Origin of the sequence: Streptomyces vilmorinianum (assembly GCF_005517195.1) — a bacterium.
GTDB classification, from domain to species: domain Bacteria; phylum Actinomycetota; class Actinomycetes; order Streptomycetales; family Streptomycetaceae; genus Streptomyces; species Streptomyces vilmorinianum.
The window spans coordinates 340545-366431 of record NZ_CP040244.1 but is presented as its reverse complement, the minus strand read 5'-3'; the positions used below and the strand labels follow the sequence as shown (position 1 = coordinate 366431).

Genomic DNA, 25887 nt, shown 5'->3' with positions numbered 1-25887 from the left:
GCGCTCGTTAGGTAGGGTAAAGATCGCGTCAGCGACGCGACAAGAAAACCTAGGTGCGCCGGGAAGTCTGGTCGGCATGCGCTTTGCCCTGCCCGACCGACCGGAGGTTGCCCACCGTGCCCGCGCCCGCGCCCACCCGTACCGACCGTAAGTTCCTCGGCCGACTGTCGCTGCCCGAGCGGCAGTTCGTCGCCGACGCGCTGCGCGCCGAGACCGTCGGTGGCGTGCTCCTGCTCGTGGCCGCCATCACCGCACTCGTCTGGGCCAACACGGGCCTCAGTGAGAGTTACGAGTCGGTACGGGACTTCCACATAGGCCCCAGCGCCCTCGGACTCGACCTCTCCATCCAGCACTGGGCCGCCGACGGCCTCCTCGCGATCTTCTTCTTCGTCGCCGGCATCGAGCTCAAGCGTGAGCTCGTCGCGGGCGAGCTGCGCGACCCCAAGGCCGCCGCGCTCCCCGTGATCGCCGCCCTCTGCGGCATGATCGCGCCCGCCCTCGTCTACATCCTGACCAACGTCGTCGGCGACGGCTCCCTGGACGGCTGGGCCGTGCCCACCGCGACGGACATCGCCTTCGCGCTCGCGGTCCTCGCCGTCATCGGCACCTCGCTGCCGTCCGCGCTCCGCGCGTTCCTGCTCACGCTCGCCGTCGTCGACGACCTCTTCGCGATCCTGATCATCGCGGTCTTCTTCACGAGCGACCTGAACTTCGCCGCACTCGGCGGCGCCGTCGCCGGCCTCGTCGTCTTCGGGCTGCTGCTGCACAAGGGCGTCCGCGGCTGGTACATCTACGTCCCGCTCGCCCTGGTCATCTGGGGTCTGATGTACAACAGCGGCATCCACGCCACCATCGCCGGCGTCGCGATGGGCCTGATGCTGCGCTGCCACCACGAGGGCGACGAGGAGCACTCCCCCGGCGAGCACATCGAGCACCTGGTACGCCCGTTCTCCGCCGGCCTGGCCGTGCCGCTGTTCGCCCTCCTCTCGGCCGGTGTCACCATCTCCGGGAAGTCGATGGGCGAGGTGTTCACCCAGCCCGTCACCCTCGGTGTCGTGCTCGGCCTCGTGGTCGGCAAGGCGGTCGGCATCTTCGGCGGCACCTGGCTGGCCGCCCGCTTCACCAAGGCGGAGCTCAACGAGGACCTCGCCTGGCCGGACGTCTTCGCCGTCGCCACCCTCGCCGGCATCGGCTTCACCGTCTCGCTCCTCATCGGCGAACTGGCCTTCGCGGACGACCCGGCCCTCATGGACGAGGTCAAGGCGGCCGTCCTGGTCGGCTCGCTGATCGCGGCCGTACTCGCCTCCATCCTGCTCAAGCTGCGGGTGCGCAAGTACCAGGCGCTGTGCGCCGAGGAGGACCGCGACGAGGACCACGACGGCATCCCGGACGTGTACGAGCAGGACAACCCGGCGTACCACCTGCGGATGGCCGAGATCTACGAGAAGAAGGCCGCCGAACATCGCGAGCTGGCCCAACTGGCGGGGGCATCGCGCGGTAACGGCGACGGTCCGGCATGATCTGAGGTCGGACCGTAGAAGAGAAGAGGGAGCAGCGATGAGCGACCCGGTCAACGGAGCCGAGCGCAGCCTCGGTCAGCTGGTCGCCTCGGCGACCGCCGAGATGTCCGCGCTGGTGCACGACGAGATCGCCCTGGCGAAGGCCGAGATCCGGGAGGACGTCAAGCGCGGGGCCATGGGCAGCGCGGCCGGTGTGGCCGCCGCCACGGTGCTCCTCTTCTCGCTGCCGATGCTGAGCTTCGCGCTCGCGTACGGCATCCAGGCCTGGAGCCACTGGCACATCTCCGTCTGCTTCCTGCTCTCCTTCGCGGCGAACGTGCTGCTCGCGGGGCTGCTCGGGCTGATGGCGTACGCCAAGTTCAAGAAGGTCAAGCCGCCGGAGAAGTCCATCGCCTCGGCCAAGCAGACCGCCGCGGTCATCTCCACCGTCAAGCCCCATCCGCGCCCGGTTCAGGACAAGGCCGCCGCTGTGGGACGCTCGTCTGCATGACGGTCCCTGAGAGCAGCAACGCCGGCGGCGGTCCCGTACGGATCGACGGCCCCTGGACCCATCGCGACGTGGCGGCCAACGGTGCGCGCTTCCACATCGCCGAGATGGGTGACGGGCCGCTCGTGCTGCTGCTGCACGGCTTCCCGCAGTTCTGGTGGACCTGGCGCCACCAGCTGCCCGCTCTCGCCGACGCCGGGTTCCGGGCCGTGGCGATGGACCTGCGGGGCGTGGGCGGCAGCGACCGTACGCCCCGGGGTTACGACCCCGCCAACCTGGCGCTCGACATCACCGGCGTCATCCGCTCCCTCGGGGAGCCGGACGCGGCGCTCGTCGGACACGACCTGGGCGGCTATCTCGCCTGGACGGCGGCGGTCATGCGGCCGAAGCTGGTGCGTCGGCTCGCGGTCTCCTCGATGCCGCATCCGCGCCGCTGGCGCTCGGCGATGCTCTCCGACTTCTCGCAGTCGCGCGCCGGTTCGTACGTCTGGGGCTTCCAGCGCCCGTGGCTGCCGGAGCGTCAGCTCGTCGCCGACGAGGCGGCGCTGGTGGGGCGGCTGATCGAGGACTGGTCGGGCCCGGGGCTGCCGGACGAGGCGGCGATCGCGGTGTACCGGCGGGCGATGTGCATCCCGTCCACGGCGCACTGCTCGATCGAGCCGTACCGGTGGATGGTGCGGTCCATGGCCCGCCCGGACGGAATCCAGTTCAACCGGCGCATGAAGCGCCCGGTGCGGGTGCCGACGCTGCATCTGCACGGCTCGATGGACCCGGCGATGCGTACGCGCAGCGCGGCGGGCTCGGGCGAGTACGTGGAGGCGCCGTACCGCTGGCGGCTCTTCGACGGCCTCGGCCACTTCCCGCACGAGGAGGACCCGGTGGCCTTCTCGACGGAGCTCATCAACTGGCTCAAGGACCCCGAGCCCGACCGCTGAGCGGACTGCCGTTCTACGAACGGCCATGTGCCCGGCGCATACTCCAATTGGCGGGCCCCCGGGCGGTTACCGACCATGGGGCACGGGCAGACGTCGGGGTATGGGCTGGACGCACGACTACGGTGACACAGCACGCAACCGCCGCTCGACCGCTGGGCCGGGCTCGCACGAGAGGGGTGGTCCGCAGGAGCAGGGCCGCTCGCATCCCGTGCAGGGGATCGGGATCCCGCGCATCCTGCGCCGCCGGGCCCGCTGGGTCTCGGCCAGGCTCAGGCACACCCGGGACTGACCCCGGGACCCGCCGCACTCGCCGCACGCGCCGCCCGTTCGGCTACAGCGCACACCCCTGGCTGTCGACCTGCTGGTTGGCCGCGCGTCCCTGGGCGATGTCGTCCCGGATCTCGTCGGCCGTCAGCGCGTAGCCGGTGTTCACGTCGTCGAGCGAGCGGGCGAAGATCACGCCGTACACCTTGCCGTCCGCGGTGAGGAGCGGGCCGCCGGAGTTGCCCTGACGGACCGTCGCGTACAGGGAGTAGACGTCCCTGCGCACCTCGCCGCGGTGGTAGATGTCCGGGCCGTTGGCGTTGATACGGCCCCGGACACGCGCCGAACGGACGTCGTACGAGCCGTTCTCGGGGAAGCCCGCGACGATCGCGCTGTCGCCGCTGCGGGCGTCCGCGTCCGTGAACTCCAGGGGCTGGGCGTCGAGGTCCGGCACGTCCAGTACGGCGATGTCGCGCTTCCAGTCGTAGAGGACGACCTTCGCGTCGTACAGCTTGCCCTCGCCGCCGATCTGGACGGTCGGCTCGTCGACGCCCCCGACGACATGGGCGTTGGTCATGACCCGGCGGTCGTCGAACACGAAGCCGGTGCCTTCGAGGACCTTGCCGCAGCTCGGCGCCGTACCGACGACCTTGACGATGGAGCGCTGGGCGCGGGCGGCGACGGGGCTGCCGGCGAGCGCCGGGTCCGGCGGCCGGACCTCGGTGATGGGCTCGTTGTCGAACGGGCTGAAGACCTGCGGGAAGCCGTTCTGGGCGAGGGTCGAGGTGAAGTTCGAGAACCAGGTGGACGCCTGATCGGGCATCACCCGCTCCACCCCGAGCAGCACCTTGGAGCTGCGCACCTCCTTGCCCAGGGTGGGCAGCGAGGTGCCGGCGAGGGCGGAGCCGATCAGCCAGGCGACCAGGAGCATCGCCACCACGTTCACCAGCGCGCCACCGGTCGCGTCGAGGGCGCGCGCGGGTGACCAGGTGATGTGCCGGCGCAGCTTGTTGCCGAGATGGGTGGTGAACGCCTGGCCGACCGAGGCGCAGACGATCACCACGATCACGAAGACGACCGTCGCCGTCGTCGAGACCTGCGAGTTGTTCGTCAGCCAGTCCCAGGCGATCGGCAGCAGGAAGACGGCGACGAGGCCGCCGCCGAGAAAGCCGATGACCGACAGGATGCCGACCACGAATCCCTGGCGATAACCGATGATCGCGAACCACACGGCGGCGAGCAGCAACAGGATGTCCAGCACGTTCACCGTCAATAGCCTCGCAGATTCGTCTTCGGTCGCCGAGGTCAGCCTGTCATGAGCGCCAGTCCAGCGGGACCTGCTTGGCCCGGTCCCATGGTCTCTCCCAGCCCGCGAAGTGGAGCAGCCGGTCGATCACACCGGCCGTAAAACCCCAGACCAGAGCAGATGCGACAAGGAAAGCAGGTCCGCGGTGGCCGCTGGGATGGACGGTCGTCGCGCGATTGGCGGGGTCCGTGAGATCCGCCACGGGGACGGTGAAGACGCGGGCGGTCTCGGCGGGATCGACCACGCCGACCGGGGTGGGGGTGCGCCACCAGCCGAGGACGGGCGTGACGACGAAGCCGCTGACCGGGATGTAGAGCTGGGGGAGCACACCGAACAGCTGGACGCCGGAGGGGTCGAGCCCGGTCTCCTCCTCGGCCTCGCGCAGCGCCGCCCGCAGCAGACCGCCGTCGGCCGGGGCGCCGTCCTCGGGGTCCAGGGCGCCGCCGGGGAAGGAGGGCTGTCCGGCGTGCGAGCGCAGAGAACCGGAGCGCTCCATGAGCAGCAGTTCGGGGCCGCGCTCGCCCTCACCGAAGAGGATGAGCACCGCGGACTGGCGTCCGGCGCCGTTCGCGGGCGGCAGGAAGCGGCTGAGCTGCTCGGGCTCGACGGTGCGGGCCGCCCGGTCGACGGGGCCCAGCCAGTCGGGCAGCCCGGCGCGCCGGAGCAGTCCGCCGGTCCCGACTCCGTACGCGGCCTCGTCGGTCTCTTCAGTGCGCGTCATAGGCACCCCCGTGTTTCACAACGCGATCGCCGAACGGATTCGTTCCCTCATGCTGCGCCTCCCTCGACTCCCTCGGCTCCCTCGGCTCCGGGGGCCACGCCGGGGGCGGGGGCGGCCGGGCGGCCCGGATAGTCCGGCGGCGGGTTCAGGCGCTGGCCCGGAAAGCCGCCCTTCTCGTACTTCAGGAGCTTCCTGGCCTTCTCGGGGTCCGTCTCGCCCTCCCCGTACGCCGGGCAGAGCGGCGCGATCGGGCAGGCGCCGCAGGCGGGCTTGCGGGCGTGGCAGATCCGGCGGCCGTGGAAGATCACCCGGTGCGAGAGCATCGTCCACTCGCTCTTGGGGAAGATCTCGGCGACCTCGGCCTCGATCTTGACCGGGTCGTCGCTCTCGGTCCACTTCCAGCGGCGGGCCAGCCGCATGAAGTGCGTGTCGACGGTGATGCCGGGCACCCCGTAGGCGTTGCCGAGGACGACGAAGGCGGTCTTGCGGCCCACTCCTGGGAGTTTCACCAGGTCGTCGAGGCGGGCGGGCACCTCGCCCCCGAAGTCGTCCCGCAGGGCCGCCGCCAGGCCCATGATCGACTTGGTCTTGGCGCGGAAGAAGCCGGTGGGCCGGATCAGCTCCTCGACCTCCTCGGGGACGGCGGCGGCGAGGTCCTCGGGCGTCGGGTACTTCGCGAAGAGCGCGGGGGTGGTCTGGTTGACCCGCAGGTCGGTGGTCTGGGCGGAGAGGACCGTGGCGACGAGCAGCTCGAAGGGATTCCGGAAGTCCAGTTCGGGATGGGCGTACGGGTAGACCTCGGCCAGCTCCCGGTTGATCTTCCGGGCCCGGCGGACCATGGCGAGCCGGGATTCCGGTTTCGCGGACTTCGGGGTCGCCTTGGCCGTCTTCGCGGTCGCCCTGGCCGTCCTCGCCGCAGCCTTCGCCGTCTTCGCCGCAGGCTTCGAGGTGCCCTTCGACACGGCCTTCCCAGCGGCTTCCCCAGCGACCTTCACAGGAGCCTTCGCTGGTCGTTTTGCCGCATTTGTTCGCTTCGGCGCACCCTGTTCGCCCACAGCGGAATTACCCTTGGCCGACACTCTTCCAGCCCCCTTGGCCTGCGCTCTCACCGGCGAGTTGGACACCCGGCCAGCCTAAGCGCCCCCACCGACATCCGCCCCGGGCACGGCCTATCACGACCCAATCGGGCCCCTGACGTACGGACGGGCGGTTCGGTACGTCAAACTTGTTGTGATTGATCGCACTGTTTTGTGCGTCCGGCATCATGGGATCAAGGTCCCCTGAGCAGGTCGACATAGGAGAGAACTCGTGGACGACGTTCTGCGGCGCGCCCCGCTCTTCGCGGCGCTCGATGACGAGCAGGCCGCGGAGCTGCGCGCCTCGATGAGTGAAGCGACGCTCGCCCGTGGCGACGCGCTCTTCCACGAGGGAGACCCGGGCGACCGCCTGTACGTGGTCACCGAGGGCAAGGTGAAGCTCCACCGCACCTCCCCCGACGGCCGCGAGAACATGCTGGCCGTCCTCGGCCCCGGCGAGCTCATCGGCGAGCTGTCCCTCTTCGACCCGGGCCCGCGCACCGCGACCGCGACCGCGCTGACCGAGGTCAAGCTGCTCGGCCTGGGCCACGGCGACCTCCAGCCCTGGCTGAACGCCCGCCCCGAGGTGGCCACCGCCCTGCTGCGCGCGGTCGCCCGCCGGCTGCGCAAGACCAACGACCAGATGTCCGACCTGGTCTTCTCCGACGTGCCGGGCCGTGTCGCCCGCGCGCTCCTCGACCTGTCGCGCCGCTTCGGTGTGCAGTCGGAGGAGGGCATCCACGTCGTCCACGACCTCACCCAGGAGGAGCTCGCCCAGCTGGTCGGCGCCTCCCGCGAGACGGTCAACAAGGCTCTGGCGGACTTCGCCCAGCGCGGCTGGCTGCGCCTGGAGGCCCGCGCCGTGATCCTGCTCGACGTGGAGCGCCTCGCGAAGCGCTCGCGGTAGGCACCGGCGTACCGCTGACGTACGTACGAGAAGGCCGCCCCGGTCCATGACCGGGGCGGCCTTCCTCGTTGCCCGCGCGACGCCGACTAGCGCTTCGTACCGTCCACGATCAGCGGGTTCCCGCTGCCGCTGCCGCACGGAACCGCGTACACCGGGTTCTTCGCCGCGGCCTCCTTGTACGCGTCGATGCACTGGTTCATCAGGACCTTGTCGGTCAGCGAGTCGTTGAGGATCTTGTTGGCGCGGGCGATGCCCTCGGCCTCGATACGGCGCCGGTCGGCCTCGGCCTTGGCGGTACGGGAGGCCTCGGTGGCGCGCTCGGTCGCCTGCTGCTGCTGGATCTTGCGGTCGATCTGGTCCTGGAGCGCCGCGGACGGCTTCACATTGCGCAGGTTGACGGTGGTCACGTCGATACCGCGCGGGGCCAGCCGCTCCTTGATCAGCGCGCCGATCTCGGCGTTGATCTTCTCGCGGGCGGAGCTGTAGCCCTCCTCGCTGGTGTGGCGGGCGAAGACGTTACGGATGATCTCCCGGCTGTCGGGGAAGACCAGCCGCTGCTGGATGGCGGCCTCGCTGCCGGCGAGCCGGTACAGCTCCACGGCCTTGGTCGGCGCGACGGCCCACTTCACCGTCACCTCGACCTCCATCACGCCGCCCTGCGAGGAGCGGACCTCGACCACGTCCTTGTCGGAGAGGTTCAGGTCCACCGGGCGGGTGGAGAAGGAGGTGACCGTGGTGAACGGCGAGATCACCGTCACGCCGGGCGTCATGGGCGAGCCCACCTTGCCGAAGGTCACCGGCACGCCGACCTCGTACGCGCCGACCACGTGGACACAGCTGGCGATGCCGGCGAAGAGGCCGGCGATCAGCGCGCCCGCCGCGCCGAGGCGGAAGGAGGCGCGGCCCATGGACCGCCCGACGAAGAAGAGCGCCACCGCTGCTATGAGCAGGAGCACAGCCAGAACGAACACGAAGATCCCCCCGATGGAGCGACTGCAGTTGTAAAGGGACCGTAAAGCATCGCGGTTCCTCAGGACCATGCCGGGTACCAGCAATTCCGCCCCGGAGCTCGCTGCCGGACCCGCTCCCCCCTCCTCCCCCCCAGGGGTTCGTCACGGTCCCGCGAGCGGTCAGATCAGCCCGTGCTCCCGCAGATAGTCCAGCTGCGCCCGCACGGACAGCTCGGCGGCGGGCCACAGCGAGCGGTCCACGTCCGCGTACACATGGGCGACGACCTCGGGGGCGGTCAGGTGGCCGCTCTCGACGGCCGTCTCGACCTGGGCGAGACGGTGGGCGCGGTGCGCGAGATAGAACTCCACGGCGCCCTGCGCGTCCTCCAGGACCGGACCGTGGCCCGGCAGCACCGTGTGGACGCCGTCGTCGACCGTGAGCGAGCGCAGCCGGCGCAGCGAGTCCAGATAGTCGCCGAGCCGCCCGTCGGGGTGGGCGACCATCGTCGTGCCGCGCCCGAGGATCGTGTCGCCCGTCAGGACGGCCCGGTCGGCGGGCAGATGGAAGCAGAGCGAGTCCGAGGTGTGGCCGGGCGTCGGCACCACCCGCAGCTCCAGACCACCGTGCGCGATCACGTCCCCAGCGGCCAGCCCCTCGTCGCCGAGCCGCAGCGCCGGGTCCAGGGCCCGCACATGAGTGCCCGTCAGCTCGGCGAACCGACCCGCGCCCTCGGCGTGGTCGGGATGGCCGTGCGTGAGCAGGGTGAGCGCGACCCGCTTGCCGAGCTTCTCGGCGGTGTCGACGACATGCCGGAGGTGGCCGTCGTCGAGCGGACCCGGGTCGATGACGACCGCGAGCTCGGAGTCCGGCTCGGAGACGATCCAGGTGTTGGTGCCGTCGAGGGTCATCGCGGACGGATTCGGCGCGAGGACGTTGACGGCACGGGCGGTCGCGGGCCCGGAGACCACGCTCCCGCGCGGCTGCCCGGGCAGTGCGGCGGCGTCGGTCATCCCGCACCTCCGGTGGGAATGTGCTTGGTGAACTCGTCGTGCCCCGGCCAGCTCAGGATCAGCTCGTCGCCGTCCAGGCGCGCCTGCGCGAGTACGGGAGTCAGGTCCTGGTCCCTGGCCGCGGCGAGCGCCTCGGCGGCCGTGCCGAAGCGCGTGAGGCCCCGCAGGGTCGAGATCGTCGGCGGCATCATGGTCAGCTCGCCCCTGTCGTAGCCGGCCGCGGCGTCCTCAGGGCGGATCCACACCGTACGGTCGGCCTCCGTGGAGGCGTTACGGGTGCGCTGGCCGGCCGGGAGCGCGGCCACGAAGAACCAGGTGTCGTACCGCCGGGGCTCGAACTCCGGCGTGATCCAGCGCGCCCACGCGCCGAGCAGGTCGGAGCGCAGCACGAGCCCGCGCCGGTCGAGGAAGTCGGCGAAGGACAGCTCGCGGGCGACCAGCGCCTCCCGGTCCTTCTCCCAGTCCTCGCCGGTCGTGTCGCCCACCACCGAGTGCGCGGTCTCCCCGGCGAGCAGCACGCCCGCCTCCTCGTACGTCTCGCGCACGGCCGCGCAGACGATCGCCTGGGCCTGTGCCGTACCCGCGACACCGAGCCGCTCGGCCCAGGACTCCAGGGAGGGCCCGGCCCAGCGCACGGGGTGCTCGTCGCGCGGATCGACCCCGCCGCCGGGATACGCGTACGCACCGCCCGCGAAGGCCATGGAGGCGCGCCGCCGCAGCATGTGCACGCTGGGGCCCTGCGCGCCGTCCCTCAGGAGCAGGACGGTGGCGGCCCGCTTGGGGGTGGCCGGGACGAGCTCTCCGGCCGCGAGGGCACGGATGCGGTCGGGCCATTCCGGTGGGTACCACTGACCATTCGCCATGGCCGGATGCTATGCGCAACGGTCCGGATGTTCGAGAGCCGACCGCGCGAGAGCCGGTGGCGCGAGGCCCGGTCGCGCGCGAGGGGGTCGCGCGCGAGCTGATGGCGCGAGGCCGACCGCACGAGCCCGGTCACGCGAGAGGCGGCCGCGCGCGAGCTGATGGCGCGAGGCCGACCGCACGAGCCCGGTCACGCGAGAGGCGGCCGCGCGAGAGCTGATGGCGCGAGGCCGACCGCACGAGCCCGGTCACGCGAGAGGCGGCCGCGCGAGAGCCGGTCACGCGAGAGGCGGCCGCGCAAGGCCGGCCGCACGAGAGGCGGTCGCACGAGCCCGGTCGCAAGAGGCCCGACCGCACGAGCCCGGTCGCAAGAGGCCCGAACCGCACGAGCCCGGTCGCACGAGAGGCGGTCGCGCAAGGCCGGCCGCACGAGAGGCGGTCGCACGAGCCCGGTCGGCCTCGCTCGGTCGCACGAGAGCCGGCTCCCCCGTCCCGGGGGAACCGGCTCTTCGTCACAGCACCGACGACCGTCAGGCCTCGACGAGCTCCACCTGGACCTCGACCTCGACCGGGGCGTCCAGCGGCAGCACCGCCACGCCCACGGCGCTGCGGGCGTGCACGCCCTTGTCGCCGAGGACCGCGCCGAGCAGCTCGCTGGCGCCGTTGATGACGCCCGGCTGCCCGGTGAAGTCGGAGGCCGACGCGACGAAGCCGACGACCTTCACGACCCGCTTGATCCGGTCCAGGTCACCGGCGACCGACTTCACGGCCGCCAGCGCGTTCAGCGCACAGGTCGCCGCGAGCTGCTTGGCCTCCTCGGCCGTCACCTCGCCGCCGACCTTGCCGGTCAACGGAAGCTTGCCCTCCACCATCGGGAGCTGGCCCGAGGTGTAGACGTACACGCCCGACTGCACGGCCGGCTGGTAGGCGGCCAGCGGCGGCACGACCTCCGGCAGGGTCAGGCCGAGTTCGGCGAGCTTCGCCTCGACGGCCCCGCTCACGAGGTCTTCTCCCGCTTCAGGTAGGCCACGAGCTGCTCGGGGTTGTTCGGGCCGGGAACGACCTGGACGAGCTCCCACCCGTCCTCGCCCCAGGTGTCCAGAATCTGCTTCGTCGCGTGCACGAGAAGGGGCACGGTCGCGTATTCCCACTTGGTCATGGAGCCGACTGTATCCGCTGCCACAGGCAGCCTCCTGCTTAGGCCGGTGCGCCAGTGGTTAGGCTCGAAGACGTGAGCAGGCTCCAGGTCGTCAGCGGCAAGGGCGGTACCGGTAAGACGACGGTCGCCGCCGCCCTCGCGCTCGCCCTCGCGACGGAGGGCAAGCGGACCCTCCTCGTCGAGGTCGAAGGCAGACAGGGCATCGCACAGCTCTTCGAGACGGAGGCCCTTCCGTACGAGGAGCGCAAGATCGCCGTCGCCCCTGGCGGCGGCGAGGTCTTCGCGCTGGCCATCGACGCCGAGCGCGCACTCCTCGACTACCTCCAGATGTTCTACAAGCTCGGCAGCGCGGGCCGGGCCCTGAAGAAGCTCGGCGCGATCGACTTCGCGACGACGATCGCGCCCGGCGTACGGGACGTGCTGCTGACCGGCAAGGCGTGCGAGGCGGTCCGCCGGCGCGAGAAGCACGGCGGCTACACCTACGACCACGTGGTCATGGACGCGCCCCCGACCGGCCGGATCACCCGCTTCCTCAACGTCAACGACGAGGTGGCGGGCCTGGCCCGGATCGGCCCGATACACAATCAGGCGCAGGCGGTCATGCGGGTCCTCAAGTCCCCGGAGACGGCGGTGCACCTGGTGACGCTGCTCGAGGAGATGCCGGTCCAGGAGACCGCGGACGGCATCGCGGAGCTGCGCGACGCCGAACTGCCCGTGGGCAACGTCATCGTGAACATGGTCCGCCCGCACGTCCTCGACGAGGCGGCGGTACGGGCGGCCTCCGGCGACCACCGGGACGCGGTCGCGAAGACCCTGGCGGCCGCGGGGGTCACGGGCGGTACGAAGCTGGTCGAGCCGCTCCTGGAGCAGGCCGCGGAGCACGCGCAGCGCGTGGAGCTGGAGCGCGAGCAGCGGGCGGTCCTCGCCGGCCTCGGCGTACCGGCGTACGAACTCCCCTTCCTGGGGGACGGGGCGGACATCGCGGGCCTGTACCGGCTGGCGAAGGAACTGCGGAAGCTTGGGGTGGGCGCGTGACGGAGAAGGCAGCCGCCGTGAACGGTCTCGACTCCGTACCCACGCTCGAACTCGACCCGCTGATCGACGACCCGGGCACCCGGATCATCGTCTGCTGCGGCGCGGGCGGGGTCGGCAAGACGACGACCGCGGCGGCCCTCGGCGTACGGGCGGCGGAGCGCGGCCGGCGCGTGGTCGTCCTCACCATCGACCCGGCACGCCGGCTGGCGCAGTCGATGGGGATCGACTCGCTCGACAACGTTCCGCGGAAAGTCGAGGGCATCAAGGGCTCCGACGGCGGAGAACTGCACGCCATGATGCTCGACATGAAGCGGACCTTCGACGAGATCGTCGAGGCGCACGCGGACGGCGAGCGGGCCCGGGCGATTCTGGAGAACCCCTTCTACCAGTCCCTGTCGGCCGGTTTCGCCGGTACGCAGGAGTACATGGCGATGGAGAAGCTCGGGCAGCTGCGGGCCCGCGACGAGTGGGACCTGATCGTCGTCGACACTCCCCCGTCCCGCTCCGCGCTCGACTTCCTGGACGCGCCGAAGCGGCTCGGGTCCTTCCTGGACGGGAAGTTCATCAAGCTGCTCATGGCCCCGGCGAAGATGGGCGGCCGGGCGGGGATGAAGTTCCTCAACGTCGGCATGTCGATGATGACGGGGACGCTGGGGAAGCTGCTGGGGGGTCAGTTCCTGAAGGACGTACAGACCTTCGTGGCCGCGATGGACACGATGTTCGGCGGCTTCCGGACCCGGGCGGACGCGACGTACAAGCTGCTCCAGGCCCCGGGCACGGCGTTTCTCGTGGTCGCCACCCCGGAGCGGGACGCGCTGCGCGAGGCGGCGTACTTCGTGGAGCGGCTGGCCGACGAGGAGATGCCGCTGGCCGGCCTCGTCCTCAACCGCGTCCACGGCAGCGGCGCCGCCCGGCTGTCGGCCGAGCGGGCGCGGGCCGCCGCGGAAAATCTTGAGGAGGGGCGCATTGTGGATCAGGGGGGCGGGAAGACTGGTGTTCGTGGCTCCCACGCCACATCCTCCGAGCCGTCAGACCCCGCCACCGCCGCCACCGCACCCCTTGCACACGAGGCTGCCCCCACAGCCGGCAACGACAGCAGTGACATCCAGCAGCTGACCGCGGGCCTGCTCCGTCTCCATGCCGAGCGGATGCAGGTGCTCGCGCGCGAGCAGCACACGCGCGACCGCTTCACGGCGCTCCACCCGGAGGTGGCGGTCGCCGAAGTGGCCGCTCTGCCCGGCGACGTACACGATCTCGCGGGGCTGCGGGCCATCGGTGATCGGCTCACGGCCGGACGCATGCCATCGGCCTGAGCGCCACGCGGGGCATGGCCCACGTGTGATGCGTACGCGCGTGATGCGTACGCGCGTGAGGCTTACGCGCGTGAGGCTTACGCGCGTGATGCGTACGCGCGTGATGCGTTACGCGTGTCTCGCGCGGGCCGGTGAGGAGTTACCCCACCGCCGCGTACGCCTCGTACGTCGCGTCGTCCTCCATCGCCACGGGCAGCAGGCCCGCACCCCGCTCGTACTCCGTGCGCGCGGTCTCGAGCAGGCGCCGCCACGACGTGACGGTCGGCCGCCGGCGCAGCAGTGCGCGGCGCTCGCGCTCTGTCATGCCGCCCCACACACCGAACTCCACACGGTTGTCCAGGGCGTCGGCCAGGCACTCGGTCCGCACCGGGCATCCGGTGCACACCGCCTTCGCCCTGTTCTGCGCCGCTCCCTGCACGAAAAGTTCATCCGGATCGGTAGTGCGGCAGGCCGCCTGCGCACTCCAGTCAGCTACCCAGCCCATACCGGCGCCGTCCTCTCCCGAATCGAGGCTCCCCCACGGCGGTAGCGGCATATTCACCGCTGCCAGTTGGTGACGTTACGGAAGGTGGGCACAGCGCAACACCCCCTTCGGGCCCAATCTTGAATGGCCCGAACGGACTATGCGTACGCGGCAGATCACCCAGGGGAGTGACCGGAGGACATGCGTGTCATACCCGGCGAACCGGTACAGTTCGCCCTGATGTGACGGAGTCACTTGGGGCGTCGAGTGACGCATGGGGCGGAATCGGGCATGGCTTCCCAGGCTTCGGGATCAAGGGATTTCATGCCGATGTCACGCCCGGGTCTTGATGCAGAACCACACTGCTGTGACAGTTGAGAGCAGCTTAGGCCAAGGCATATACGTGTGTCCGGCGAATGAGAACGTAGGCTGCCCCCATGGCAAACAAGCGCTCGGGCGGAGGTCTGACCGGGACCCAGCAGGCCGCCAAGTTCCTCGGTGTCAGCGTGCTCTCCGGAGCCGTGCTGGCAGGCATCGCCCTGCCCGCGGCAGGAGCGCTCGGACTGGCCGCCAAGGGCACGGTCGAGGGATTCGACGAAATCCCGTCCAATCTGAAGACGCCGCCGCTGAGTCAGCGCACCACCATCCTCGACTCGCAGGGCGGCCACATCGCCACCGTGTACTCGCGCGACCGGACGGTCGTGCCGCTGGAGAAGATCTCCCCGTACATGCAGAAGGCGATCGTCGCGATCGAGGACTCCCGCTTCTACGAGCACGGGGCGATCGACCTCAAGGGCGTGCTGCGCGCGATCAACCGCAACGCCCAGTCGGGCGGCGTGGCCCAGGGCGCGTCCACGCTCACCCAGCAGTACGTGAAGAACGTCTTCGTCGAGGAGGCCGGTGACGACCCCGAGAAGGTCGCCCAGGCCACCCAGCAGACCATCGGCCGCAAGGTGCGCGAACTGAAGTACGCGATCCAGGTCGAGGAGGAGCTGGGGAAGAACAAGATCCTCGAGAACTACCTCAACATCACCTTCTTCGGTCAGCAGGCGTACGGCATCGAGGCGGCGTCCCAGCGCTACTTCTCCAAGTCCGCCGCCGACCTGAAGCTGGAGGAGGCCGCGATGATGGCCGGCCTCGTCCAGTCGCCGAGCCGCTACGACCCGGTCAACGACCTCCAGGAGGCCACCAAGCGGCGCAACGTGGTGCTGCAGCGCATGGCCGATGTGAAGGACATCAGCCAGGCGGAGGCCGACCGGGCGAAGGCCAAGCCGGTCAAGCTGAAGGTGAAGGCCCCGAAGAACGGCTGCATCACCGCCGTCGACGGCGCCGGCTTCTTCTGCGACTACGTGCGCAAGACGATCCTCTCCGACCCGGTCTTCGGCAAGACGGTCGAGGAGCGGCAGAAGCTGTGGAACCTGGGCGGCCTGACCGTCCGGACGACGCTCGACCCGCGCGCTCAGGCGGCGGCCGACGAGGCCGCCGTCGCCAAGGTCAACAAGGACGACAAGGTCGCCGCGTCGGTGGTCCAGGTCCAGCCGGGCAGCGGCAAGATCCTCTCGATGGGCCAGTCCCGCCCGTACGGCCTGGACATGAAGAAGCACGAGACCACGCTCAACCTCGCCGTCGGCGGCAAGATGGGCGGCACGACGTACGGCTTCCAGGTCGGTTCGACGTTCAAGCCGATCACGGCCGCGGCGGCGCTGGAGAAGGGCATCAGCCCGGCCCAGTCGTTCTCCACGCCGTGGAAGATCAACCTTCCGGAGAGCTCGTACACGCGCTGCGACGGCAAGCAGGCGGGCTACGCCAACTGGGAGATCGGCAACGAGCTGAAGTCCGAGGCCGGCACCTGGGACATGACCAGTGCCCTCGGCAAGTCCATCAACACGTACTTCGCACAGCTGGAGCAGATGGCCGGCCTCTGCGAGACGGTCACGATGGCCCAGAAGGTCGGGTACGAGCGCGAGCTCGGCAAGAAGCTTCAGGAGCTCCCGTCCATCACCCTCGGCAGCCAGGAGTCGACCCCGCTCGACATGGCGTCGGTGTACGCCACGTTCGCCAACCGCGGCACGTACTGCACCCCGATCGCCATCGAGTCGATCAAGACGGCCGGCGGCGAGAGGCTGAAGGTGCCGCAGACCGAGTGCTCGCGGGCGATGAGCGAGCGGACGGCCGACACCATCAACCAGATGCTGAAGGGCGTCGTCGAGGACGGTACGGGTACGCGCGCGGGTCTGAGCGACCGTGACAACGCCGGTAAGACCGGTACGACGAACGATCGCAAGGACGCCTGGTTCGTGGGCTACACCCCGAACCTGTCGACGGCGGTCTGGGTCGGCGACGACGTCGGCGAGAAGACGCCGATGTACGACATGACCATCGGCGGCGAGTACTACGACAAGGTCTGCGGTGGCTGCCTGCCCGGACCGATCTGGAAGATCGCGATGACCGGGGCGCTGAACGCCTCCGAGACGCCGAGCTTCGCCCCCATCTCCGTACCGCGCGGCGAGAAGCCGGAGGACAAGGAGAAGGACCGGGACAAGAACCGTCCGGGCGACAACAAGCCGGGCGACGGGGACGCGGACGGCACCAACCCGTTCCCGGGGATCACGATCCCGCCGGACCTGATCGGCGGGAACACCCGCGGCCAGGGCAACGGCGGCGCGGACGGCCGCTAGCCGGGACCTGGGCAGGACATGAGTGAGGGCGCCCCCCGATGTGGGGGGCGCCCTCACTCATGTCGGGTCAGCCCGCGAGGAGCTTCTTCACGACGGCGGCGACACGGCCGCCCTCGGCCTGGCCGGCGACCTTCGGGTTCACGATCTTCATGACGGCACCCATGGCCCGCGGGCCCTCGGCGCCCGCGCCCTTGGCCTCGGCGACGGCCGCCGCGACGATCTGTTCCAGCTCGTCGTCGCTCAACTGCTTCGGCAGGTACGCGTCGAGGATGACGCCCTCGGCCTTCTCCCGCTCGGCCGACTCGGCGCGACCACCCTGGGCGAAGGCGTCCGCGGCCTCGCGGCGCTTCTTCGCCTCCTTGGCGATCACCTTCTGCACCTCGTCGTCGGAGAGTTCGCGCTTGGTCTTGCCCGCGACCTCCTCCTTGGTGATCGCGGCGAGGGTGAGCCGCAGCGTGGAGGAGCGGAGCTCGTCGCGCTCCTTGATGGCGGCGTTGAGGTCGTCCTGAAGCTTGGCCTTGAGCGTGGTCATGTCCCCAAGTGTGTCAGGTGCCGGGCCCGACCCGCCCGCGCATTTCCGCTCATCGGGTCTGCGACGATGGGGGGATGCGCGCACGGTACGGGATCCCCCTGAAGATCACGGCAGGTCTCACGGCGACGGCCGCGGCCGGACTCGTCTACGCGGCGGGCTTCGAGGCCCGCTCGTTCCGCCTGCGCCGGGTGACGATCCCGGTGCTCCCGCGCGGGATGCGGGATCTGCGGGTCCTTCAGGTCTCCGACGTCCACATGGTGTGCGGCCAGCGCAAGAAGCGGGCGTGGCTGCAGTCGCTGGCGGGGCTGCGTCCGGACTTCGTCGTCAACACGGGTGACAACCTGTCGGACACGGACGCCGTCCCGGAGCTCCTGGACGCGCTCGGCCCGCTGATGGACTTCCCCGGCGTGTACGTCTTCGGCTCCAACGACTACTACGGGCCGCGGCTGCGCAACCCCGCCCGCTACCTGATGGAGAAGGCCCAGGGCCGCCACGGCCTGAACGGCAACGCGCCGGTGGTCGGCGCCGTGCACAACCCGTGGGAGGGGATGCGGGACGCCTTCGACGAGGCGGGCTGGGTGAACCTGACCAACACCCGCGGCCGGCTGAAGCTGCCCGGCCTGGAGCTGGCCTTCACGGGGCTGGACGACCCGCACATCAAGCGGGACCGGTACGAGAAGGTGGCGGGCGGCCCGGACCAGTCGGCGGACTTCTCGATGGGCGTGGTCCACGCCCCGTATCTGCGGACGCTCGACGCGTTCACGGCGGACGGCTACGGGCTGATCCTGGCGGGCCACACCCACGGCGGCCAGCTGTGCGTCCCCTTCTACGGGGCCCTGGTGACCAACTGCGACCTGGACACGGACCGGGTCAAGGGCCTGTCCACGCACACCGCCGACGGCCGGACCTCATTCCTGCACGTCTCGGCGGGCTGCGGCACGAACCGCTTCACCCCGGTCCGCTTCGCCTGCCCGCCGGAGGCGACGCTCCTGACGCTGACCGCGCGCCGCTGAGCGCCACGATGCTGACGGCTCGGCTCTGACGGCTCGGCTCTGAACGCGCGACGCTGAGCGGCTCCCCCTCTACGGTGGGAGTCATGCTCACGCCCAACGCCGCGACCACGCCCGCCGCCCCCGGCTCCGCCTCCGCCTCCGCAGTCGTGGCCCCCGTCCGCCGGCCGTTCGCGGCGGCCTTTCGCGGGCTGATCGCGCTGGCGGCGGCGACGGGCGTGGTGATCGAGTGCGTGTACGGGAGCGTGCCGGTCGTCCTCAGCTTCTTCACGATCTGGTCGAACATCCTGGTCGCGATCGTCTTCGCACTCTCGGCCCACCGGGCCTGGACGCGACGGCCACCGCTGCCGGCGCTGTGGACGGGCGGTGTCCTGCTGTGCATCTCGGTGGTCGGCCTCGTCTTCCACTTCGTGCTGGCGAACGGATCGAGCGAGTTCAACCAGGCCGCGGAGATCGCCGCCCTCACGGGCCCGAAGGCGGTCGCCAACCAGCTCCTGCACACCGTGACCCCCATCGGCACGGTCCTGGACTGGCTCCTCCTCACCGCCCCCGGCGCCCTGCGCCCACGCCACGCGGCCCAGTGGCTCGCCGCCCCGGCCACGTACCTCACCTTCGCCCTGATCCGCGGCGCCCTCCTCTCCCCGGACGTCCCGACCCGGTACACGTACCCCTTCATCGACGTCACCGCGTACGGCTACGGGGGCGTCGCCGTGAACGCTCTGGTCCTGGGGATCGCCTTCTCCGCGCTGGGCCTGGTGATCGTCGGCCTGGACCGCGTCCGACCTGCGGTGAGGGGCCGCGAAAACCGGATTTCGTCTCCGGGCGCCGGTGGGCTAAAGTAATCGATGTCGCCGCGACGTGAAGAACTGAGCAGTGACATCGGGGTGTAGCGCAGCTTGGCAGCGCGCTTCGTTCGGGACGAAGAGGTCGTGGGTTCAAATCCCGCCACCCCGACAGAGTAAGACCAGGTCAGGGGCCTGATTCGAGAGATCGAATCAGGCCCCTGACTGGCTTTGTAGATCGTTTGGGAGAAATCTGGGAGACGATCTTGGTCGGGGTCTCCCAGGAGGGTGCACTGTGAGGAGTGGGTGGCAAAGCCGTGACCTTCGATCCTCCTGTGCGTTCGTGAATCGCCACCTCTCACCGACCGGAAACGTGCTTCGCCTCCAGGACGGCAAGACGACATGGATCGCACCCCGTTAGGATCACCGCCCATGGCCGCTCGACTCTCCGCGAACAGCTCCGACCACGCCTCCCGGGCCCGAGCGCTCGCACGGCGGATCCGGTCCTTGCGCGAAGAGCGCGGATGGTCGGTGGAGCGTCTCGCCAAAGAGTCCGGTGTCGGCATGAGTACCCTCCGGCGGCTGGAGAGCGAGGGAGCGATCCAGCCGAGTTTCTTCACGGTGGGCGACATCGCGGAAGCGCTGAACGTGCCGCTGGAGGAGCTCTTCCGGCAGGCGCGGCCAGCACCCGGGCTCTGGTCCGCGGGGTACGAGGGGCGCGACATCGATTCGTTCGTCTCCTCCCTGCTGAACTGCGACATCCAGGTGGTGGCCGATGTCCGGCTCACCCCGATCAGCCGTAAGCCGGGCTTCAGCAAGACCCGCCTGGGGCAGGCGCTCGCCGAGGCCGGCATCGCGTACACCCACCTGCGTGCGCTGGGAAACCCCAAGGAGAACCGGGCTCCGTTCTGGGACGGTCGCGTCAGCGTGGGCCGGGCCCGGTTCCGCAGCGTGCTGCGGTCGGACCAGGCGCAGACGGATCTCGATCGCCTGGCCGAGCACGCCGCGCAGTCCCGTGTCGCTGTGCTGTGCTTCGAGAAGGACGAGGAGCGCTGCCACCGCAAGGTCGTCCTGGACACGGTCCGCAAGCGGGCCGCGGTGGACGTGCGGCCGCTGGCCTGATCCGGGCGATCCTTCATGTCGTCGGTCTTGACCGCCGACGGTCCCTCCCTTCCCATCTGAACCGGGGCGATTCAGCGGAGGGGGACAGGATGGCCGACGACCGGCAGCGCGCCAGGATCATGATCACGGTCAAGACGTATCCGGAGCTGTCATCGAAGTACCGCGAGACGAGCTGTGTCGCCGGGATCCGGCTCGACCAGGGGCGTCCGCAGCACGTACGGCTCTTTCCGGTCCCGTTCCGGCTGCTGGAGCAGGGCGCGCAGTTCGCGAAGTACTCGATCGTCGAGGTGGACGTCCGCCCTCACCACAGAGACAGGCGTCCCGAGAGCCTGCGGCCCGACCTCGACACGCTGGAGGTCATCGAGCAGGTCCCGACTTCTGACGGCTGGAAGCAGCGGTACTCGTACGTCGAGCCGCTCGTCGCTCGATCGCTCTGCGCCATCAAGCGGGACCAGGAGACCCACGGGACCTCGCTCGGCATCTTCCGGCCGGCGGAGATCACCGACTTCCGGCTGACGAAGGCGGAGCCGTGGCCGGCTGGGAAGGCCGCCCTCGCGGACCAGTTGGACCTGTTCGACCAGGACCTGCGGCGGCTGGAGTGGGTGCCGTTCGAATTCCGGTACCGGTTCCGCTGCGCGGACGACGCGTGCACGGGGCACGACATGGGGCTGAAGGACTGGGAGGCCGGTGAGTCCTACCGGAAGTTCCGGCGCACCTACGGCGAGCAGGCCGTCCTGGACAAGCTGCGCGAGCGGTGGTTCGAGCGCATGATCACCCCGGATCGGGCGGTCCACTGCTTCGTCGGCAACATCGCGGCGCATCCACGGACGTTCATGCTGCTGGGGCTCTTCTATCCCCAGCGGAAGGTCGTCGACTTCGTCCAGGACGACCTGTTCTCCGTATAGACGGTGCGGTGTCAGGCGGATGCGAGGAGGCGGTCCAGCACGCGTACCGGCGAGCGAGGACACATCGCGCGGCGGGCGACCAGGGCCATCTCCCACTGCTCAGTGAGACCGAGCATGAGGCGCTTGCGCATGCCCGGGGTCACGTGGGCGTAGCGGGCCGAGATCGAGCCGTCGAGGTGGCCCATGCGCTCGTCCATGAGGACCTTCTCCGTGCCGAGGTCCTCCATGAGGGTGCGGTGGGTGTGGCGCAGGCCGTGCGGGGTGAGGCCCTTGGCGATCGGGAGCCAGCAGGCGTCGGCCCGGTGGCTCGCGCCACGGCCACGGGCGGGGACGCCGGGCCAGGGGTCGCCGAGGAGCGGGACGGGGCGTGGCTCCTGAGGCGCCTTCTTCGGGTACCAGCCGGTGGCGGCAGGCTGGAAGAGCCAGGTGGCGAAGCCGTTGCGGCGCCAGTGGGCGGCCTCGTGGGACGGGGCCGCGTTGCGTACGAAGCCGAGTTCGGCGACGGCGAGTTCGACGCGGGCGCGTGTCTCCTCCCGTACGCGCTCAGGGTGGTTGAGCACGTTGGAGACCGTGCCGGTGGACACGCCTGCACGGCGGGCGACGTCGACGAGCTTCGCGCCGCCGTGTCCGCTGGTGCGGGCGGCACCCTGGCCTCGGAAGACGTAGGTCTTGCCGTGGCAGGGGCAGGGGGTCGGCTTCGTACGGGCGATGTGGTCGGCGACCAGGGCGGAGAGCCAGTCCGTGGCGTCGATGGTGCGGTAGCTGTCGTCCTTCGGCGGCACGCGCACCAGCTCGCCGGAGTCGAGCTCGTACAGCTGCCATTCGACGCGGACGGTGCCGGGGCGCGCGTACTCGGTCTCCAGGCCGACGATCTCGCCCCACCGCATGCCGGTGTACGTCTTGAGGGTGACGGCCACGAACTCGTCGTCCCGTCCGGAGAGCAGGGCCGCACGCTCGGCTATCAGCAGGGCGCCGAGCGGGTCGGTGATGACCTTCTCGGGGCGGCGGTCGCGGGAGCGACCGGCACGCTTGCCGCGTCCGCGCCGTCGGGCGGCCGGGTTGGAGGTGATCAGGCCCTCGTCGATCGCGTCCTCGAGGATGAGGTGCAGGGTCGAGCGCCAGGTCTTCACGCTGGAGGCCGCGTACACGGCCTTCTCCGCCTTCTCCCAACGCTCCACGTCCGAGCGGAGGATCCCGGCGAGGGCCTTGTCCGCGAAGGTGGGGAGGAGGTGCTCCTCGATGTGGCGGCGGTAGTTCTGCATGGTGGACGCGGCGAGGTCCTGGACGGCGTACCAGCGGCTGGCGTACTCGCCGAAGGTCTCCTGGCCGGCGGACGGGTCCCGCCACTCGCCACGGCGGACGGCGACCTCTTCGGCGTCGGCCGCCTGTTTGGCGTCCCGCTTGGTGGCGAACTTGACCACGGCACCCGTCGGGTCGGAGACGGTGCCGTACTTGCCGTCGGCGAGCTTGTACCGGGCTCGCCAGTAGGTGGCGCGCTTCTCCGCGTACCCCAAGTGTTCCCTCCCTTCTGTTGCTGAGGCTGTCTAGGCGGTGATGTCGTACTGAGACTGAACCTGGGGCTGGGCCTTGAGCAGGCGGCGCGGGGGGCGAGCGGTGAGCGCGGGCCCGGGCGGGACGGCGCGGGACTCTCGGTGGGACGGCGCGGGGGCGGGAGGTGCAGGTCGCTGCGGCGCCCGCGCGGGGAATTCCTCGTGAAGCCGCACGATTTCCGCCACGTGTTCCGCGGTGAAGCGATAGGCCCCGCCCACGTAAGCGAAGGGAACGAGACGGCGCCGGGCACGCTCTTTGACCCACCAGACAGAGCAGCCGAGGGCCTCGGCGACTTCTCGGGCGGTGTGGAGGCGGGGAAGCTCGGAGGATATTCGAGGAGCGGGCAACGGGGGATTTCCAATCCGGGGCCTCGACAGAGAGGCCCCATGCAGGCAGACAGGTTCGGTGGCGGGATAATTCTCCGCAGAATTCCCGGTTTGGCTAACCGGCGATCGTCGGCTATGTTTCGCCCGCCCCGGCCACCCTTGGGGGTGTGAGGGCGCCGGCGAGAAGGGCCTGCGGGGCGATTCCGAGGGCCGTGGCGATGGCGACGAGGTCGTCGATGTCGCAGCGCCTGACCGTGCGTTCGATGCGGGAGAGCGCGGTGAACGTCATGGGCCGGCCGAGGGCGGTGACGCGGACGGCGAGCTGGCGCTGGGAGTAACCGCGGGCGGTGCGGGTGCGTTCGATGGCGTGGGCGGCGGCTCGTCCGGCGGGTCCGATTTCGAGGGGGCGTGGCGGCATGGGTGGTGTTGTAGCTTGCGCACTGGCCCTTCCGGAAGGGCATTCCTGTCTGCCGTGAGCGATGCGGATCACACGGCGATTTCCGGCGGTGATTTCGCCAACCGGGTTTTCTGGTCTACGGTCACCGGGCCACGGGCGAGACGACTTGTGAGTGGGTCTAGAACCAAGTCTGGACTTTCACGCATCGGGTGTGGCTGTGTTGTCCACGCACCCGGCGCCGCCGGATTCCCTGCCCCCGATTTCGAATGGTGGTCGATCGACATCGCCCGTATCCGCACCATCAAGCCCGAGGCGTTCGCGTCGGAGTCCCTCGCGTCCGTGTCGCTGTCCGCCGAGCGGACCTTCTTCGGCCTGCTCACCCAGGCCGACGACCAAGGCCGCCTCCGCGACCAGGCTGCCGTCATCGCCGGCCAGTTGTGGTCACTGCGCCGCGAGCACGGCCCGGTGGAGGTCGAGGACGATCTCACCCAGCTCGATGGGGCCGGGCTGATCTGCCGTTACGAGGGAGGCGACGGCAAGCGGTACCTGCACATCGTCACCTTCGCCAAGCACCAGAAGATCAACCGCCCGAGTGGGGTCCGCAATCCGCCGTGCCCGCACCACGACCTCGGCGTTCCGCGTGAGTCCTCACCGCAGGTGCCCGGAGCGGTCACGGAGTCCTCCGTGACTCGGCCGGGAGGACTCACGGAGATGTCCGTGAACGTCGAATCCGCAGGTCAGGGCGGATTCCGTGAGCCCTCACCGCAGACGCAGGGAGGGCTCACGGGGCCTGCTGTGAGCCCTCACGGTCCGGATCTAGGATCTAGGAACAGGGATCTAGGAACTACCCCGTTGGGGGGCGCGAGCGCCCCCGCGCCGCAGACGGTCTCGACGAAGGACCTCATCGGCGAGTACGCCGCCGCGTGCACGCACCGACCGCCCCGAGACGTCCTCAGCCATCTCGGCGGGCAGGTGCGCAAGCTCCTCGACGAGGGCATCGACCCCGTCCACGTACGAGCGGGTCTCGCACGCCACCGCACCAAGGGCCTGCACCCGAGCACCCTGCCCAGCCTCGTCCACGAGGCCATGAACGCCTCCACGCCCACGCCCGCCACCCACCGGCCGTGGACCAACCCCGCCGACGTCGCCGCCGCCTACGGAGGTGACCTGTGACCACCACCCTCACCCGGGACCCGCACCAGGTCGGCCGGATCGCCGACCGCCTCGGCGCCATCCTGACCCAGCGGGGCATCGGCCCCACCGCCACCACGCACGAGCCGCCGGCGGAGCCCGTCACCGCGCTCGAGCTGGCCGACGCCCGCATCCCCGCCCGCTACCGGCGCGCCCTGACCGACCACCCCCACGTCACCGCCTGGGTGGACGAGATCGCCCGCGCCGGCCGCCCCGGACCGGCAGGCGCACCAGGAATCTCAGAGGGCGCCTCCCTGCTGATCGCCGGCCCCACCGGCACCGGCAAGACCCACCAGGCGTACGCCGCCATCCGCGCACTCCTCGCCGCCGGGGTCCGCCTGCGCTGGGAAGCCGTCACCGCCGCCGACCTGTACGCCCGCCTGCGTCCACGCTCCGGCTTCGACAGCGAACGCGAGCTGCAAGCCCTGGCCAAGTGCCCGCTGCTGCTCCTGGACGACCTCGGAGCGGCCAAGACCAGCGAGTGGACCGAGGAGCTCACCTACCGGCTGATCAACCACCGGTACGAGCACCTTCGCCCCACCCTGATCACCACCAACCTCCCCACCGCCGAACTACGAACCGCCCTCGGAGACCGCGTCGCCTCCCGCCTCGCCGAGATGACCGAACGCGTCATCCTCAACGGCCCCGACCGCAGACGCCACCCCGCACCCTGACCTCCCTCCCGGGGCACCGGAACACCGCGCTGGTCCCCGGTCCCCGACCTGCGGGGATCCCGACAGGGCCAGCGGAGACCGTACGCGGGGACCGTCCCCTGCCTCGGGGACCGTCCCCCTGACGACCCGTCGGTCCCCGGTCCCACCGGATACACGGGACCGGTCCCCAACGCTCGCGGTCCCCGGTCCCGGTCCCCAGCCAGAGGCCGCGGCAGAAGCGGGATCGGGGACCGTGAGGACCTGCGCCAGGGGACCGACGAGGCCGGCGGGAACGGGGCGTAACCCGCCGCCACAGGCACGAAGCCGCTGCTCAGGGTGCCACGACGCCGGTCCCCGCACCTGTCCCCTGCGGCATGCGGAGCCGGTCGGGGGACCTCGCATGCCGGGACCGTCCCCGCTCGGTCCCCGACAGAGCGAGGTGTCACCGAGACAGGGACCGGCCGAGGCGGAGACGGTCCCCAATACGGGACCGACCGCCAAGGACCGAAGCCTCACGGGACCGGTCCCCAGGGGACCGGGGACCGGGGTGGAGACCGGGCCAAGGGGCCAGGAACGGGGACCGAGCACGGCGGCCCGCACACCGCCGACCACGGAGCTCGCAGCCGTCCAGCCCGTCCGCACCCGTCACCGCAGCACGCCCTCACCAGCCGTCCGCACAACGACGAGGAACACGGAGACCAGACCGTGCACGACCCGCACCACGAACTTCCC

The 25887-nt window shown here is 70.5% G+C and carries 26 protein-coding genes and 1 tRNA gene; 15 read left to right on the top strand and 12 right to left on the bottom strand.

Annotation, left to right across the window (positions count from 1 at the left end):
• The first annotated feature begins 116 nt into the window (after positions 1-116).
• The 4 genes from nhaA to FDM97_RS36270 all read left to right on the top strand — a co-directional run bounded on the left by nhaA (position 117) and on the right by FDM97_RS36270 (position 3231).
• Positions 117-1520 (top strand): Na+/H+ antiporter NhaA, encoded by a 1404-nt coding sequence (gene nhaA, locus FDM97_RS01885; protein WP_254705462.1) that lies wholly within the window; start codon positions 117-119, stop codon positions 1518-1520.
• A gap of 37 nt (positions 1521-1557) precedes the next feature.
• Complete coding sequence (locus FDM97_RS01880; RefSeq protein ID WP_137988524.1) at positions 1558-2010, top strand: phage holin family protein; 453 nt, start codon at positions 1558-1560, stop codon at positions 2008-2010.
• Positions 2007-2942 carry an alpha/beta fold hydrolase gene (locus FDM97_RS01875; protein WP_137988523.1) on the top strand — a complete coding sequence of 312 codons (936 nt, stop codon included), beginning with the start codon at positions 2007-2009 and terminating at the stop codon, positions 2940-2942. Before FDM97_RS01880 ends, FDM97_RS01875 begins: the two co-directional genes overlap by 4 nt.
• Positions 2943-3042: 100 nt before the next feature.
• Positions 3043-3231 (top strand): hypothetical protein, encoded by a 189-nt coding sequence (locus tag FDM97_RS36270; protein ID WP_137988522.1) that lies wholly within the window; start codon positions 3043-3045, stop codon positions 3229-3231.
• Between the two features lie 42 nt (positions 3232-3273).
• On the opposite strand, the gene FDM97_RS01865 is transcribed toward FDM97_RS36270, so the two are convergent.
• The 3 genes from FDM97_RS01865 to nth are packed head-to-tail and all read right to left on the bottom strand — an operon-like array spanning position 3274 to position 6357.
• Positions 3274-4473, bottom strand: coding sequence for a MarP family serine protease (locus FDM97_RS01865; protein ID WP_137988521.1), 1200 nt, complete (start codon positions 4471-4473; stop codon positions 3274-3276).
• 46 nt (positions 4474-4519) lie between these two features.
• Positions 4520-5233, bottom strand: a complete 714-nt coding sequence (locus FDM97_RS01860) for an NUDIX hydrolase (protein WP_137988520.1) — start codon at positions 5231-5233, stop codon at positions 4520-4522.
• Between the two features lie 47 nt (positions 5234-5280).
• Positions 5281-6357 carry an endonuclease III gene (nth, locus tag FDM97_RS01855; protein ID WP_432816188.1) on the bottom strand — a complete coding sequence of 359 codons (1077 nt, stop codon included), beginning with the start codon at positions 6355-6357 and terminating at the stop codon, positions 5281-5283.
• Positions 6358-6541: 184 nt separating this feature from the next.
• Between nth and FDM97_RS01850 the strand changes: the two genes are divergently transcribed.
• Positions 6542-7216, top strand: a complete 675-nt coding sequence (locus FDM97_RS01850; RefSeq protein WP_015034542.1) for a Crp/Fnr family transcriptional regulator — start codon at positions 6542-6544, stop codon at positions 7214-7216.
• A gap of 86 nt (positions 7217-7302) precedes the next feature.
• Here the strand turns inward: FDM97_RS01850 and FDM97_RS01845 are convergent, their stop codons facing one another.
• The 5 genes from FDM97_RS01845 to FDM97_RS01825 all read right to left on the bottom strand — a co-directional run bounded on the left by FDM97_RS01845 (position 7303) and on the right by FDM97_RS01825 (position 11197).
• Positions 7303-8187 carry a prohibitin family protein gene (locus FDM97_RS01845; protein ID WP_137988518.1) on the bottom strand — a complete coding sequence of 295 codons (885 nt, stop codon included), beginning with the start codon at positions 8185-8187 and terminating at the stop codon, positions 7303-7305.
• A 159-nt stretch (positions 8188-8346) separates the two neighbouring features.
• Positions 8347-9177 carry an MBL fold metallo-hydrolase gene (locus FDM97_RS01840; protein ID WP_137988517.1) on the bottom strand — a complete coding sequence of 277 codons (831 nt, stop codon included), beginning with the start codon at positions 9175-9177 and terminating at the stop codon, positions 8347-8349.
• On the bottom strand, positions 9174-10040 hold the full coding sequence (locus tag FDM97_RS01835) for an NUDIX hydrolase (RefSeq protein ID WP_137988516.1): 867 nt from the start codon (positions 10038-10040) through the stop codon (positions 9174-9176). Before FDM97_RS01835 ends, FDM97_RS01840 begins: the two co-directional genes overlap by 4 nt.
• 528 nt (positions 10041-10568) lie before the next feature.
• Positions 10569-11039 (bottom strand): RidA family protein, encoded by a 471-nt coding sequence (locus FDM97_RS01830; RefSeq protein WP_137988515.1) that lies wholly within the window; start codon positions 11037-11039, stop codon positions 10569-10571.
• Positions 11036-11197 carry a DUF4177 domain-containing protein gene (locus FDM97_RS01825; RefSeq protein ID WP_137988514.1) on the bottom strand — a complete coding sequence of 54 codons (162 nt, stop codon included), beginning with the start codon at positions 11195-11197 and terminating at the stop codon, positions 11036-11038. Before FDM97_RS01825 ends, FDM97_RS01830 begins: the two co-directional genes overlap by 4 nt.
• A gap of 72 nt (positions 11198-11269) precedes the next feature.
• Here FDM97_RS01825 and FDM97_RS01820 point away from each other — a divergent pair, with 72 nt between their 5' ends.
• Complete coding sequence (locus tag FDM97_RS01820; RefSeq protein ID WP_175439006.1) at positions 11270-12232, top strand: ArsA family ATPase; 963 nt, start codon at positions 11270-11272, stop codon at positions 12230-12232.
• A complete protein-coding gene (locus FDM97_RS01815) occupies positions 12229-13545 on the top strand; it encodes an ArsA family ATPase (protein ID WP_137988512.1) in 1317 nt (438 codons plus the stop codon). The genes FDM97_RS01820 and FDM97_RS01815 overlap by 4 nt, the downstream gene beginning before the upstream one ends.
• Before the next feature lie 139 nt (positions 13546-13684).
• On the opposite strand, the gene FDM97_RS01810 is transcribed toward FDM97_RS01815, so the two are convergent.
• Complete coding sequence (locus FDM97_RS01810; RefSeq protein WP_026058363.1) at positions 13685-14029, bottom strand: WhiB family transcriptional regulator; 345 nt, start codon at positions 14027-14029, stop codon at positions 13685-13687.
• Positions 14030-14445: 416 nt separating this feature from the next.
• Here FDM97_RS01810 and FDM97_RS01800 point away from each other — a divergent pair, with 416 nt between their 5' ends.
• Entirely contained in the window at positions 14446-16686 is a 2241-nt protein-coding gene (locus FDM97_RS01800) for a transglycosylase domain-containing protein (RefSeq protein WP_137988511.1), read from the top strand.
• A 67-nt stretch (positions 16687-16753) separates the two neighbouring features.
• On the opposite strand, the gene FDM97_RS01795 is transcribed toward FDM97_RS01800, so the two are convergent.
• Positions 16754-17218, bottom strand: coding sequence for a GatB/YqeY domain-containing protein (locus FDM97_RS01795; protein ID WP_137988510.1), 465 nt, complete (start codon positions 17216-17218; stop codon positions 16754-16756).
• A 74-nt stretch (positions 17219-17292) separates the two neighbouring features.
• Here FDM97_RS01795 and FDM97_RS01790 point away from each other — a divergent pair, with 74 nt between their 5' ends.
• From FDM97_RS01790 to FDM97_RS01770, 5 genes are all read left to right on the top strand, one after another.
• A complete protein-coding gene (locus tag FDM97_RS01790) occupies positions 17293-18231 on the top strand; it encodes a metallophosphoesterase (RefSeq protein WP_137988509.1) in 939 nt (312 codons plus the stop codon).
• An 83-nt stretch (positions 18232-18314) separates the two neighbouring features.
• A complete protein-coding gene (locus tag FDM97_RS01785; protein ID WP_137988508.1) occupies positions 18315-19070 on the top strand; it encodes a Pr6Pr family membrane protein in 756 nt (251 codons plus the stop codon).
• Positions 19071-19108: 38 nt separating this feature from the next.
• Positions 19109-19182, top strand: a tRNA-Pro gene (locus tag FDM97_RS01780).
• A gap of 260 nt (positions 19183-19442) precedes the next feature.
• Complete coding sequence (locus tag FDM97_RS01775) at positions 19443-20132, top strand: DUF488 family protein, N3 subclade (RefSeq protein ID WP_137988507.1); 690 nt, start codon at positions 19443-19445, stop codon at positions 20130-20132.
• A gap of 89 nt (positions 20133-20221) precedes the next feature.
• Positions 20222-21037: a hypothetical protein gene (locus FDM97_RS01770; protein ID WP_254705461.1), complete on the top strand. Its 816-nt coding sequence runs from the start codon at positions 20222-20224 to the stop codon at positions 21035-21037.
• 11 nt (positions 21038-21048) lie between these two features.
• Here FDM97_RS01770 and FDM97_RS01765 read toward each other — a convergent pair whose 3' ends face one another.
• Both FDM97_RS01765 and FDM97_RS01755 read right to left on the bottom strand, forming a co-directional pair.
• Positions 21049-22551, bottom strand: a complete 1503-nt coding sequence (locus FDM97_RS01765; protein ID WP_137988506.1) for a LacI family DNA-binding transcriptional regulator — start codon at positions 22549-22551, stop codon at positions 21049-21051.
• A gap of 496 nt (positions 22552-23047) precedes the next feature.
• On the bottom strand, positions 23048-23332 hold the full coding sequence (locus tag FDM97_RS01755) for a helix-turn-helix domain-containing protein (RefSeq protein WP_137988505.1): 285 nt from the start codon (positions 23330-23332) through the stop codon (positions 23048-23050).
• 261 nt (positions 23333-23593) lie between these two features.
• On the opposite strand from FDM97_RS01755, the gene FDM97_RS01750 reads away from it, so the two are divergent.
• Both FDM97_RS01750 and FDM97_RS01745 read left to right on the top strand, forming a co-directional pair.
• On the top strand, positions 23594-24484 hold the full coding sequence (locus tag FDM97_RS01750; RefSeq protein WP_137994600.1) for a hypothetical protein: 891 nt from the start codon (positions 23594-23596) through the stop codon (positions 24482-24484).
• Positions 24481-25176 carry an ATP-binding protein gene (locus FDM97_RS01745; RefSeq protein WP_137988504.1) on the top strand — a complete coding sequence of 232 codons (696 nt, stop codon included), beginning with the start codon at positions 24481-24483 and terminating at the stop codon, positions 25174-25176. The genes FDM97_RS01750 and FDM97_RS01745 overlap by 4 nt, the downstream gene beginning before the upstream one ends.
• Positions 25177-25887: the final 711 nt, after the last annotated feature.

Bases quoted from the DNA above. Each gene is read 5' to 3' on its own strand.
- FDM97_RS01880 (WP_137988524.1), top strand. From the start codon at position 1,558: ATGAGCGACCCGGTCAACGGAGCCGAGCGCAGCCTCGGTCAGCTGGTC.
- FDM97_RS01875 (WP_137988523.1), top strand. From the start codon at position 2,007: ATGACGGTCCCTGAGAGCAGCAACGCCGGCGGCGGTCCCGTACGGATC.
- FDM97_RS36270 (WP_137988522.1), top strand. From the start codon at position 3,043: ATGGGCTGGACGCACGACTACGGTGACACAGCACGCAACCGCCGCTCG.
- FDM97_RS01860 (WP_137988520.1), bottom strand. From the start codon at position 5,233: ATGACGCGCACTGAAGAGACCGACGAGGCCGCGTACGGAGTCGGGACC.
- FDM97_RS01840 (WP_137988517.1), bottom strand. From the start codon at position 9,177: ATGACCGACGCCGCCGCACTGCCCGGGCAGCCGCGCGGGAGCGTGGTC.
- FDM97_RS01835 (WP_137988516.1), bottom strand. From the start codon at position 10,040: ATGGCGAATGGTCAGTGGTACCCACCGGAATGGCCCGACCGCATCCGT.
- FDM97_RS01825 (WP_137988514.1), bottom strand. From the start codon at position 11,197: ATGACCAAGTGGGAATACGCGACCGTGCCCCTTCTCGTGCACGCGACG.
- FDM97_RS01810 (WP_026058363.1), bottom strand. From the start codon at position 14,029: ATGGGCTGGGTAGCTGACTGGAGTGCGCAGGCGGCCTGCCGCACTACC.
- FDM97_RS01800 (WP_137988511.1), top strand. From the start codon at position 14,446: ATGGCAAACAAGCGCTCGGGCGGAGGTCTGACCGGGACCCAGCAGGCC.
- FDM97_RS01795 (WP_137988510.1), bottom strand. From the start codon at position 17,218: ATGACCACGCTCAAGGCCAAGCTTCAGGACGACCTCAACGCCGCCATC.
- FDM97_RS01790 (WP_137988509.1), top strand. From the start codon at position 17,293: ATGCGCGCACGGTACGGGATCCCCCTGAAGATCACGGCAGGTCTCACG.
- FDM97_RS01785 (WP_137988508.1), top strand. From the start codon at position 18,315: ATGCTCACGCCCAACGCCGCGACCACGCCCGCCGCCCCCGGCTCCGCC.
- FDM97_RS01775 (WP_137988507.1), top strand. From the start codon at position 19,443: ATGGCCGCTCGACTCTCCGCGAACAGCTCCGACCACGCCTCCCGGGCC.
- FDM97_RS01770 (WP_254705461.1), top strand. From the start codon at position 20,222: ATGGCCGACGACCGGCAGCGCGCCAGGATCATGATCACGGTCAAGACG.
- FDM97_RS01755 (WP_137988505.1), bottom strand. From the start codon at position 23,332: ATGCCGCCACGCCCCCTCGAAATCGGACCCGCCGGACGAGCCGCCGCC.